The organism is Bacillus sp. AR13-1, from assembly GCF_008042285.1.
GTDB lineage: Bacteria > Bacillota > Bacilli > Bacillales > Bacillaceae_G > Bacillus_A > Bacillus_A mycoides.
The window spans coordinates 466,160-478,031 of sequence record NZ_QNUA01000007.1; the positions used below are offsets into that span (position 1 = coordinate 466,160).

General features: G+C 36.6%; 10 protein-coding genes and 1 riboswitch. Of the genes, 2 read left to right on the forward strand and 8 right to left on the reverse strand.

What is annotated here, in order from left to right; all coding sequences use genetic code 11:
• Positions 1–22: 22 nt before the first annotated feature.
• Together metA and DN408_RS06775 are read right to left on the reverse strand one after the other, a co-directional pair.
• Positions 23–928, reverse strand: coding sequence for a homoserine O-acetyltransferase MetA (gene metA / locus DN408_RS06770; RefSeq protein WP_002143920.1), 906 nt, complete (start codon positions 926–928; stop codon positions 23–25).
• Complete coding sequence (locus DN408_RS06775; RefSeq protein ID WP_002068601.1) at positions 912–2,210, reverse strand: bifunctional O-acetylhomoserine aminocarboxypropyltransferase/cysteine synthase; 1,299 nt, start codon at positions 2,208–2,210, stop codon at positions 912–914. Before DN408_RS06775 ends, metA begins: the two co-directional genes overlap by 17 nt.
• A gap of 234 nt (positions 2,211–2,444) precedes the next feature.
• A riboswitch (SAM riboswitch) is annotated at positions 2,445–2,549 on the reverse strand.
• Between the two features lie 319 nt (positions 2,550–2,868).
• Between DN408_RS06775 and DN408_RS06785 the strand changes: the two genes are divergently transcribed.
• Positions 2,869–4,098: a chloride channel protein gene (locus tag DN408_RS06785; RefSeq protein WP_002167304.1), complete on the forward strand. Its 1,230-nt coding sequence runs from the start codon at positions 2,869–2,871 to the stop codon at positions 4,096–4,098.
• A 66-nt stretch (positions 4,099–4,164) separates the two neighbouring features.
• Here DN408_RS06785 and DN408_RS06790 read toward each other — a convergent pair whose 3' ends face one another.
• The 3 genes from DN408_RS06790 to DN408_RS06800 form a co-directional block, all read right to left on the reverse strand.
• A complete protein-coding gene (locus DN408_RS06790) occupies positions 4,165–4,791 on the reverse strand; it encodes an FMN-dependent NADH-azoreductase (protein ID WP_078178094.1) in 627 nt (208 codons plus the stop codon).
• A gap of 190 nt (positions 4,792–4,981) precedes the next feature.
• Positions 4,982–5,629 (reverse strand): response regulator, encoded by a 648-nt coding sequence (locus tag DN408_RS06795; RefSeq protein ID WP_002016393.1) that lies wholly within the window; start codon positions 5,627–5,629, stop codon positions 4,982–4,984.
• Between the two features lie 20 nt (positions 5,630–5,649).
• Positions 5,650–7,221 carry a GAF domain-containing sensor histidine kinase gene (locus DN408_RS06800; protein ID WP_002130130.1) on the reverse strand — a complete coding sequence of 524 codons (1,572 nt, stop codon included), beginning with the start codon at positions 7,219–7,221 and terminating at the stop codon, positions 5,650–5,652.
• A 134-nt stretch (positions 7,222–7,355) separates the two neighbouring features.
• Between DN408_RS06800 and pdxK the strand changes: the two genes are divergently transcribed.
• Positions 7,356–8,180 carry a pyridoxine/pyridoxal/pyridoxamine kinase gene (pdxK, locus tag DN408_RS06805; protein WP_002016397.1) on the forward strand — a complete coding sequence of 275 codons (825 nt, stop codon included), beginning with the start codon at positions 7,356–7,358 and terminating at the stop codon, positions 8,178–8,180.
• 111 nt (positions 8,181–8,291) lie between these two features.
• On the opposite strand, the gene DN408_RS06810 is transcribed toward pdxK, so the two are convergent.
• The 3 genes from DN408_RS06810 to cstA all read right to left on the reverse strand — a co-directional run bounded on the left by DN408_RS06810 (position 8,292) and on the right by cstA (position 11,765).
• Positions 8,292–9,347: a GGDEF domain-containing protein gene (locus DN408_RS06810; protein ID WP_002192230.1), complete on the reverse strand. Its 1,056-nt coding sequence runs from the start codon at positions 9,345–9,347 to the stop codon at positions 8,292–8,294.
• 146 nt (positions 9,348–9,493) lie between these two features.
• The gene (locus DN408_RS06815) at positions 9,494–9,697 is read right to left on the reverse strand and encodes a YbdD/YjiX family protein (protein ID WP_002130134.1); all 204 of its coding nucleotides are present in this window, start codon (positions 9,695–9,697) and stop codon (positions 9,494–9,496) included.
• Entirely contained in the window at positions 9,690–11,765 is a 2,076-nt protein-coding gene (gene cstA, locus DN408_RS06820; RefSeq protein WP_078178095.1) for a carbon starvation protein CstA, read from the reverse strand. Before cstA ends, DN408_RS06815 begins: the two co-directional genes overlap by 8 nt.
• Between the last annotated feature and the right edge of the window lie 107 nt (positions 11,766–11,872).

Genomic DNA, 11,872 nt, shown 5'->3' on the forward strand with positions numbered 1-11,872 from the left:
CCACGTGTTATACAATCATTATTTACAATATATAAGGGGTTTCTTGATACACATAATAATTCAGCCAATTAGAGAATAATAAATTCCCATGACTCCTCCACCTAACAAGTGGCTTCTCATCTGGATTATTATGTTTAAAATAATTTTTTGGCACATCAATATTTAACCCTCTTTGGCAGTCCCGTTCGTATTCTTGCTTTAACGTATCACAACTGTATTCACTATGTCCGAGTGCGAAAACTTGCCTTCCCTCTTGCCCAATAGCAAGATGAACACCTGCTTCTTCAGAATTGGCTAATAACGTTAATTCTTTCACCTTTTCAATATCACTCTCTCTTACTTCTGTATGACGAGAATGCGGAGCAAAAAACACTTCATCAAACCCTTGTAACAATTTAACATGTTGCTCGCGAACCTCATGTTCAAATACACCAAACATTTTTTCCGCAAGAGGATACTTCGGCACACCATAGTGATAATACAAACCTGCTTGTGCCCCCCAGCAAATATGAAGCGTAGATGTTACATTCGTTTTTGAATACTCCATAATACGTCCAAGCTCTTCCCAATAATCTACCTCTTCAAAAGAAAGAGTTTCAACTGGTGCTCCTGTAATAATGAGTCCATCAAATTTTTCATCCTCAATATCACGAAATGTTTTATAGAAGCTCGTTAAATGGTCCTGCGCTACATTGCGAGACAGATGCGATTCCATATGAAGTAAATGCACATCTAATTGCAACGGCGTATTTCCAATTAAACGAAGTAATTGCGCCTCTGTTTCTTGCTTTGTGGGCATTAAATTTAATATAGCAATTTTCAAAGCACGTATATCTTGTGTTACTGCTCGCTCCTTCGTCATTACAAAAATATTTTCCTTCTGCAATACTTTGCGAGCTGGTAAATCTTTATCAATTATGATCGGCATGTTGTTTGCCTCCGACTAGCGCCGCTTCTAAATCTGCAATAATATCAGAAACATCTTCTATACCGACCGATAAACGGATTAAATCAGATGTAACGCCAGCTAAACGCTGATTTTCTGCGCTTAATTGTCTGTGCGTCGTACTAGCAGGATGTATTACACAAGTTCTTGCATCAGCTACATGCGTTACAAGAGTTGCAAGCTTTACATTTGCGATAAATTCTTTTGCTGCTTCTAATCCGCCCTTAATACCAAATGTTAAAACTCCACTAGCACCTTTTTTCAAATACTTTTGTGCTAACGAGTAATTTTCATTACTATCTAATCCTGGATAATTCACCCATTCAATGCGATCATGATTAGCAAGCCACTTAGCAACTTCGAGAGCATTTTCACTATGACGCTCCATTCTTAAATGCAATGTTTCCAGGCCAATGTTGCTAATATATGCATTGAATGGGCTCATACAGTTTCCGTAGTCTCTTAATAACTGAACGCGTGCTTTCACAATATACGCTGCTGCTCCAAAATTTTGAACATAGCTTACGCCATGATAACTCGGGTCAGGTTCGACAAGCTCAGGGTATTTTCCATTTGTCCAATCGAAGTTCCCTCCATCTATTACAATCCCGCCTAGAGAACTTGCATGGCCATCAATATATTTCGTTGTAGAATGGACAATGATATTTGCCCCATGTTCAAACGCCTGGCATAAATAAGGCGTCGCTAATGTATTATCAACGATAAAAGGTACTTCTAATTCTTTTGCTGCTGCTGAAAGTTCTTTGAAATTCAAAACGTTCATTGCTGGATTTCCTAACGACTCTGCATAAACGAGTTTTGTCTTATCATTAGCAAGTGCCGCAATTTCATCTGCCGTTAAATTAGGATTAAAGAACGTAACATCTATGCCCAGCTTTCGCAAACTCACTCCAAATAAATTAAACGTTCCTCCGTAAACAGTTGAAGAACAAAGCAAATGGTCTCCACTACTGCAAATATTTAAAACCGCAAGCATAATGGCTGCCTGCCCAGAAGCTGTTGCAACAGCCCCTACACCGCCTTCTAAATCTGATAACTTCTGCTCAAATGCAGCTAGAGTAGGATTTCCAATACGCGTATATATATATCCTTCTGCCTCTAAATTAAATAGTGCCGCTAAATCATCTGACGTATCGTATTTATACGTTGTACTTTGATAAAGTGGCAAAACACGCGGTTCACCATTTTTTGGCGTATAGCCACCTTGCACACAAATCGTTCCTTTCCCCCATGACTCTCCCATCTCTCATTCTCCTTTCTTTTATCCCGCTATTTGCGGGTAGTAAGACTCCCACCTCCAAATTCGGCAAATGCGAGGAAGTTAGGCGGGAGATAACTGCCCGATTGATGAAGGCCAATAATTAGCGGGGGAGGGGCAAAACCCCCACTGATTAAAGTTTCACTTTATCCAAAATAAAAAACTGCCCCTTCCCTGAAAACAAGAAAGGAGCAGTTTGAAAACACGCTCTAAGGCTCTTTCTTATCTCTCAGGACTATTACCTGCAGGATTTGGCACAATTCCGTTATACGGCTGTTGCCAAGGTTTCATCGGGCCTGTCCCTCCACCTTTTCTTGATAAGACTATGCAATTACCGTTGATTTTATAGCAATAATTTCCTGATGTCAAATAGTTTTTCTGAATGTTCTAAATTAAATGCAAGGAATTTAATACAAACAATAAAAGAAATATATTCCATATTCATTTGAAAAAGACCTTTTAAAAACTCCAATCCATATATAGAATTAAATAGGTGGTTTAACCGCGTTGGTTTCAAATTTTCATGAGATCCCAATATATTGAATAAGCCACCCTCTCAAAAAGATACTATATATATTCAATTCATTTCACACTAGCATATTTAATCCTTTCTACAGGAAAACTTACATAACGGAGGTAGAACATGACAAATAAAAAAGACATGCACCATATACTCGTCCTATATGGCATTCTTTTAGGCTCTATAGTAGGAGTCACGGTCTGGTCATTTTTAGTCACAATAAATATCGGAATTCACTTTATTTGGGGATACTTACCTACTCTTTTCTCTTCTCCCCCTTATTACACCATTTGTGTAACAATCATCGGTGGTATCCTCGTTGGTTTAACACAAAAATACTTCGGTACATATCCACGTCTTATGCCGGAAGTGATGGCTGAATATAAAAAAACAGGTAGAATTGAATACCGTTTTGTACATAAAGCTACTTTAACTGCGATTATCGTTTTAATATTTGGAGCTAGTTTAGGACCAGAAGCTGCACTTGTTGGAATTATCGGTGGACTTTGTACATGGGTAGGAGATCGCTTTAAATTTGCTTTAAAGGGAATGAATGAACTAACAGAGGTTGGAATTGGTGCCACTTTAAGTGTTATTTTTAATGCACCATTATTCGGTTATTTAGCTCCCAATGAAAATGAGGATAAGCAAATTAATGAATTTTCGAAAGGAAAAAAAGCAATCGTATATTTAGCTACCACTTTTGCTGGTTTTTCCGTTTATTTATTGCTTAGTAAACTCGATAATCGTGGATCCTTTATTGTTGATTTTGGGGAAGGGTCTCTTGCTCTTAATGAATGGATCGCCTTTCTACCACTTGCTAGCATTGGTGCTATAGTTGGTTTCTTTTACTTCAAATTAGAATTCACATTAGAGAAATTAATCCACCCCTTCAGGGAATACAAGGTATCACTTGGAATTATAGGCGGTATTTTATTAGGGGTTACAGGAACTTTTCTCCCGTACACGTTATTTTCAGGGGAACATCAATTAAAAGATTTAGTCGTTGAATGGAGCCATTTATCCTTCTGGGTACTACTTCTTTCAGGAGTTTTAAAATTATGTATTACTGCCGTATGTTTAAATACGGGTTGGCGCGGCGGACATATTTTCCCAATTATATTTGCTGGATCAAGTATCGGATATGCTATAGCTTCTATTATCCCTATAGATCCAATAGCTTCTGTAGCCATCGTCACGACAGCTATTTCAAGCTATGCATTAAGAAAACCAATAGCTATAACATTACTATTACTCATGTTTTTCCCGCTCAATTTATTATTACCGATGCTCGGGGCAGCAGCGATTGGGAATGCATTTCCGCTTCCTAAACATAACGAAACTACAAATTAATATAAAAAAACAGCATTAACATTTAAATGTTAATGCTGTTTTTTCGAGTGACGATTATATTTTTAATTAAAATTTACTTGCTACTTTAGCCGCTTCTTCAAGACCTGCTGCAATGATCTCTTCTGCTTGATCTGGGAATTGGTTATGTCCTTCAATAACTACCGTTTCCATATTTGTTGCGCCGAAGAAGCCCATCATGCTCGCTACATATTTTACAGCCATTTCCATTTCAGCTGCTGGTCCTTCAGAATATACGCCGCCGCGTGCATTTAATAACGCAATCTTCTTATCTCCAATAAGCCCAACTGGACCTTCTGGTGTATATTTAAACGTTTTACCAGCACGGTTTAAATAATCAATATACGTGTGTAATACGGCTGGAATCGTTAAGTTCCATAATGGGAAACCGAAAACTACTTTATCAGCTTCTAGAAATTGATTTAAATACTTATCAGCAACTGCTACCACTTTTGCTTCTTCTTCTGTTAAATCAAATCCTCTACCTGCTTTGAATGTACCATTAATCATATCTACGCCTACATATGGTAATTCTTCTTTATATAAATCAAGTTCTACCACTGTATCATTTGGATGCGCTTCTTTATAGTTTGCTAAAAATGCCTCGTATAATTTCACACTAACTGCTTGTTCCGCTGGGCGGTTGTTTGCTTTTACAAATAAAACTGTTGCCATTGTTTTTCCTCCTACTACTCACTCTTATGTTGTTATATATCACTTACGAAAAAGGGTACTCCCTTATAATTATTGTTGCTTACAAATACATTTTATCTTTATATCAAGACAATTACGTCCTCACATAGACGTATTTTTCCATAAAAAAAGTCCACCTTCTAAAGGCGAACTAGGTCTTACGACTTTTGTCTTATACAATTCCATTTTTCACTGCATATAATGCTGCTTGTGTGCGATCGGATAAATGTAACTTACTCAAAATACTACTCATATGAGCTTTTACCGTTTTTTCTGTAATAACTAAAACAGAAGCAATTTCTTTATTACTCATCCCTTTCGCCAATAACTGCAATACTTCATTTTCTCTCGCTGTTAATACATCCACTTGAACGGAAGGTTCTTCTTCTTTCTCTTCCTGTGGTAATGTTTGAGAAAGAAGGGCATTTGCTATATCTGGATGTAATTGAATATTACCTTTATACGCGCTTCGAATAGCTTCAACAAGCTGATCTGGTTCGATATCTTTTAAAATATAACCGCTCGCCCCAGCTTTTAGTGCCGGCAATACATGAGCTTGATCAGAAAAACTAGTCAATACAATTACTTTCACGTTTGGATATTCTTTTTTAATACAAGCTGTTGCCTCAATTCCATCCATCTCAGGCATATATAAATCCATTAATACGACATCTGGACTCGTTTCGCCTACTTTCACTAGCGCCTCTTTCCCATTATTTGCTTCACCAACTAATTCAAAATCTTCCTGTGTGCTTAGAAAAAATGCTAATCCTTTTAAAACAACTGTATGATCATCAACTAACAATACTTTTATTTTCACAAACTTCCCTCATTTTCACATCATAATGGTACGTTTACTTTTATACTCGTTCGTTTCTTACTACTTACAATTTTAATTGTTCCACCAACTAATTCTACTCTTTCACGCATCGTAGTCATACCGAGTGATTTCTTCTCTTTTATATCCTTTTCTACAAACCCATTTCCTTGATCGACTATTTCTAATGATACATTTTTCTCCGTCACTTTGAAATAAATCGTCGCTTCTCTTACATTCGCATGCTTACTTACGTTATTTAAAGCTTCTTGTCCAATTCGCCATAGCGCTTCTTCTACTACACGCGGCAAATCACGTACACCTGTAACTTGTTCCCGAATTTTCAATCCTAAACTTTCACCATATTGCTTTAAAGCTGGTAATAACCCTTTCTCTAATCCAGCCGGACGGAGCTGCCAAATTAATGTCCTCATTTCTTTTAAGGCACCTTGTGCTAATTCACGCATCTCATACAAAGACTGATCTACCTTTTCATTTTGACCCTTTAAGACAGCTTCAGCGCCTTTCGTCATAAACGTTAATGAAAACAACTTTTGTGAAACAGAATCATGTAAATCTCTAGCTAAACGATTACGCTCTTCCATTCGTACAAGTTCGCGGCGTTTTTCATTTAATCTTAAGTTCTCTATCATTAATGAAATATGATTTGCTAACGCTTGTACTACATCTATCGTATTTATATCAAATTCTCCATTATTAGAACTTACACTTAATACTCCAAATATATGATCTTGAATATGTATCGGAATAGCGATAACTGTCCTATTGGGATGCTCTATATTACCAACCTGACGCTTCGACAAGACAGATTCTTCTTTTTCCAACGCTTCCTGTGCTACTGCCCTCAAATCATCTTGTAGTTCACCTTTCTTATAAGAAGCTCTCACAGCGAGTTCATTTTCTTCTCTAATAAAGAATACAACTTGCTCCCATAGAAATAAGCTCCCTATTTGCATTACAATCTCTTCTGGTAATGCATTAAATTTATGAATTGTCCTTAAAGCTTGAATAAAGCGTTCTAACTTTACATAATAATGAGCTCTTCTCTTTTCATTTTCATACAGTTTTGTACGCTTTAATGCCGTTCCAATTTGAAAGGCAACTGATTGTAATAGTACTAATTCTTCTTCCGAAAAATGCGTTTTACCTGGGCTAGCTACATTTAACACGCCAAATTCATCTTCTCCCGCTTTTAGCGGTACTGTCGCATGATGTACAATCCCTTCTGTATCTCCCCAGTTGTATTCAATCGCATTATTAATTCTCTTACATTCAATAATATTAACTGCTCGCTCTAGTTTTCCTTCCACAAAGCGGTGTAAGCACCAGCAATTCCCCTCACACATCGGTCGTTTATTTTCGAATTTCAATCCCTCTGGTAATTGGTAATCAATTAATTTTGTATATCTACCATTTTCATCCGCAAGGAAAATCCACCCTGTCGTTAAACCAGTTACATTCAACAGCTTTTCCAGCACAGCTTGAAGTACGTGATATGTATCATTTGAGGTATTCAACGTTTCTGCAATCTCTTTTAATATAACTAATTCATTTGTACGATTCTCTTGAAACATAATTCGTCTCCTACATACAAGATTTTAAATAGTACTTAACATAAATCATCTACTTTTCACTTTGTACTTATTCGTAACATTGATATAATGGTGAAAACATAGTTTTCATTATATCACTTGAGGGGGCTTTCATAATGACATTGAATAAGGCACTTACTATCGCTGGTTCTGACACAAGTGGCGGTGCTGGTATACAAGCAGATTTAAAAACATTCCAAGAACTTGGTGTATACGGAATGACATCTCTTACGACAATCGTAACGATGGATCCACATAACGGTTGGGCACATAACGTATTCCCAATCCCAGCTTCTACATTAAAACCACAATTAGAAACGACAATTGAAGGCGTTGGCGTAGATGCTTTAAAAACGGGTATGCTTGGATCAGTAGAAATTATCGAAATGGTTGCGGAAACAATTGAAAAGCACAATTTCGAAAATGTAGTAGTTGATCCTGTTATGGTATGTAAAGGAGCGGATGAAGCGTTACATCCTGAAACAAATGACTGCTTACGTGACGTTCTTGTTCCAAAGGCATTAGTCGTAACGCCAAACTTATTTGAAGCATATCAATTAAGTGGTGTGAAAATTAATTCTCTTGAGGACATGAAAGAAGCTGCAAAAAAAATCCATGCTTTAGGCGCTAAATACGTACTGATTAAAGGTGGTAGCAAACTAGGCACAGAAACTGCTATTGATGTGTTATATGACGGCGAAACATTCGATCTTCTAGAATCAGAAAAGATTGATACGACAAATACACACGGTGCAGGTTGTACATATTCTGCTGCAATTACAGCAGAACTTGCAAAAGGAAAAACGGTGAAAGAAGCAGTAAAAACTGCGAAAGAATTCATCACAGCTGCAATTCGTCATTCATTTAAGATTAACGAATATGTAGGACCAACACATCACGGTGCATACCGCAAATTCGTTGCACCGAAAGAACTTGTCTAACATAACGCTTTTTATTAATAAATTTAAAAATAGATTAAAACCCACAGAACCTTTATTGTTCTGTGGGCTTTAATTACTTTACAGAAATCTTTTAAAGTACTCCCCGAATTCCTATGATGCTGAACTAACCTTGTTTCTACCATTTCTTTTTGAATAATATAACGCATCATCCGCTGATTGAATAAATTGCTCAGGTGATTTTTTATATTCTGAAAGCCCAACAGAAACTGTAATTTTAATTTTTTCCCCATTTTGCAGTTGAAATGAATGCTTTTCAACTGCTAGTCGAATTTGTTCCCCTATACGAGTTCCAAATGCTACTCTCTTTTTTGGTAACAACAGAGCAAACTCTTCGCCACCCTTTCGAAAGACTAAATTTGGGAATGGTGCATTTTCTAACAAAATACGCCCTAGTTGTTTTAACACTTCATCTCCAGCAGGATGACCGTACGTATCATTTACATACTTAAAGTGATCAATATCGATAAGTAATAAACAAAGTGAATCATTTTTCATATGCTTGCTACCAATATGACGATTCATCTCGAAATCAAACTGTCTTACATTTCCTAGATTCGTTAATGCATCTATCGTTGCATAATGCTTCATCGTTTGAAATAATTCATTGGATTGCAATACATAACTTGCACTTACAAATGTGACGTATGCCGCTACAATACAACAAACTAAATATAATGCCACTACATATATATCCTTAAATAAAATATAAAGTGGTAGTATTAAAATAGATAAACTATATACATTAAACCATATCCATTTTGTAAATATAGAAATCTTCATCCGCCAAATGAGAGTAACACCAATCCCTATTGCCACGATAGTATAGCAAGCCAATTCAGAGGCTAAAGAATACTCAGTAAAAAATACCCGTGTTATTAAAGTGATCATAACTGTTATACTACTAGCTATCGGGCCACCGATTATAATCGCCAAAACAACAGCTAAATAACGTAAATCCAACATAATATCTTCAATATGTACACCAAAATGCATCAATAATATACTTAATATCCCAGTTAAAATACCGACCAAACATTTCTGCCAAAAAGAGAATCCTTCTTTTAATGGCTTATCTCTTAAAAGCTGAGCACCTACAAAGATAAAGGACAGAATGATTGTCATATTTACAAATAGATCTCTAAACATAAAATAATCTCCCTACTTTTTCTTTTCCTTCTATCCCTTTCTATATGTTATTGTATTACGAAATCCCTATAATTCCCAAACTTTTTATTTTATTGTTCCACGTGGAACAGCAAAATAAAAAAGGAGACGAAATTTCGTCTCCTCCATTAACAACATCGTGATATCTTTCCGCCTTTTGCATTAAATCTAGCTTCTTGTGCCTCAGCAAAAAATTGCTTTTGACATAGAATTTTCTCTTCTGGATGATTTATTTTCATGTGATTTACATACGTTTCATAACTTGGAACTCCGACAAGTAAACTAATAAATTGCTTTCTCTTTCCCCATACGTTCCGTAAATTTTTAAGCATAGTTCCTCGACTCACTTTCATCTTTTGGAATATATGGTGCCTCTTTTAACGGCATTGGCTTATTTCTTAATACTTGAATCCAAATTCGAAGTGCAGAAATTAATACAGCAATTACAACTATCATAAAAATTCCACAAAGTGCCGCATCAATATAGTCATTAAAAATAATTTGTTTCATTTGTGCAACATTTTTAGCTGGAGCTAATACCTTACCATCATCTAATGCTCCCTGAAATACTTTCGCATGTGATAGAAATCCTATTTTAGGATTTTCATGAAATAACTTTTGATAACCAGCTGTCATCGTTACAATAAGTAATCCTATAGTCGGAATAAGCGTTACCCAAACGTATGCCTTTTTCCCCATTTTGAATAAAATTGTCGTTCCAAGTAATAGTGCAATCCCCGCTAACATTTGATTTGCAATACCGAAAAGTGGCCATAGCGTATTAATTCCACCGAGAGGGTCAACCACCCCTTGATATAAGAAGTACCCCCAGCCTAATACGCATAACGTTGTAGCAACCACATTCGCTATTGTGGAATCTGTTTTCGCAAACGGCTTGTACACATGCCCTAAAATATCTTGAATCATAAATCGTCCTACACGTGTTCCAGCATCAATCGTTGTTAAAATAAATAGTGCTTCAAAAAGAATGGCAAAATGGTACCAAAATGCCATCATCGCCGTTCCACCTATTACTTGTGAAAATATATGTGCCATACCAATTGCTAATGTTGGTGCGCCACCTGTACGTGATAAAATGGTCTGTTCTCCGACGTTAACAGCAAGTTCTTTTAATTCATTCGGTGTAATAGCAAATCCCCACGAAGAAATAACTTGAGCCGCTTGTGATACATCTGTTCCGATCAGCGCTGCTGGACTATTAATTGCAAAATAAGTTCCTGGTGTTAATACACAAGCTGCAATCATAGCCATCGCTGCTACAAATGATTCCATTAACATTGCCCCATAACCAATTGGCTGTGCATGACCTTCTTGCTCAATCATTTTCGGCGTCGTACCTGATGAAACGAGAGCGTGGAATCCAGAGACAGCACCGCAAGCTATTGTAATAAATAAGAACGGAAATAAATTCCCGGAGAAGACAGGGCCTGTTCCATCAATAAACTTAGATACTGCCGGCATCTTCAAATCTGGAGCTACAATTAAAATACCAATTGCTAATCCAAGTATCGTTCCTATTTTTAAAAATGTACTTAAATAATCACGTGGTGCAAGGAGCATCCAAACTGGTAATGCCGATGCAATGAATCCATATACGATAAGCATAATAGCAATTGTTTCACCACTAAAAGTAAACATACTTGCAAGTGTTGGATTTTCTGCTACATACTGTCCACCACTAAGCGATAGGACTAGTAGAACAATACCGATTACTGATCCTTCCCCTACTCGCCCTGGTCTAATGTAACGCATGTAAACTCCCATTAAAATAGCAATTGGAATTGTTGCTGCGATTGTAAACATTCCCCATGGGCTTCCAACAAGTGCCTTCACAACTACTAAAGCTAATACTGCTAATAAAATTATCATAATACCTAAAATACCAATCATCGCAATTAATCCTGTAACAGGACCAATTTCATCTTTAATCATTTCTCCTAATGATTTACCATTACGTCTCATTGAAGCAAATAAAATTACAAAATCTTGTACAGCTCCGGCAATAACTACCCCAACAATAATCCAAATAGTCCCAGGTAAATATCCCATCTGCGCCGCCAAAATTGGTCCTACTAAAGGACCTGCCCCTGCAATCGCAGCGAAGTGATGTCCGAATAAAACCCATTTATTTGTTGGAACATAATCCTTCCCATCATTTAACGTATGAGCAGGCGTTTGCCTATTATTATCTAGGCCAAAAACTTTCCTTGCTATAAATCTACTATAAAAGCGATAAGCAATCGCATACACTGATACAGCCGCAACTAATAGCCATACAGCATTAATTGTCTCACCTTGTGATAAAGCTATTACACCAAAAGCAGATGCTCCTACTGCTGCAATAACTCCCCAAAGTAAAATTGATTTCAATGTTTTCACGTACAATCCCCCCATTACTACTTCTTAGAGGAGATTGTACTAAATTTTCTGAATATTTAATTTGAATCCTCCTTATCATGAAGGATTTCTAGGCTATTATGTTAAAA

Bases quoted from the DNA above. Each gene is read 5' to 3' on its own strand.
- metA (WP_002143920.1), bottom strand. From the start codon at position 928: ATGCCGATCATAATTGATAAAGATTTACCAGCTCGCAAAGTATTGCAG.
- DN408_RS06815 (WP_002130134.1), bottom strand. From the start codon at position 9,697: ATGCTTAAAAATTTACGGAACGTATGGGGAAAGAGAAAGCAATTTATT.
- pdxK (WP_002016397.1), top strand. From the start codon at position 7,356: ATGACATTGAATAAGGCACTTACTATCGCTGGTTCTGACACAAGTGGC.
- DN408_RS06785 (WP_002167304.1), top strand. From the start codon at position 2,869: ATGACAAATAAAAAAGACATGCACCATATACTCGTCCTATATGGCATT.
- DN408_RS06800 (WP_002130130.1), bottom strand. From the start codon at position 7,221: ATGTTTCAAGAGAATCGTACAAATGAATTAGTTATATTAAAAGAGATT.
- DN408_RS06775 (WP_002068601.1), bottom strand. From the start codon at position 2,210: ATGGGAGAGTCATGGGGGAAAGGAACGATTTGTGTGCAAGGTGGCTAT.
- DN408_RS06810 (WP_002192230.1), bottom strand. From the start codon at position 9,347: ATGTTTAGAGATCTATTTGTAAATATGACAATCATTCTGTCCTTTATC.
- DN408_RS06790 (WP_078178094.1), bottom strand. From the start codon at position 4,791: ATGGCAACAGTTTTATTTGTAAAAGCAAACAACCGCCCAGCGGAACAA.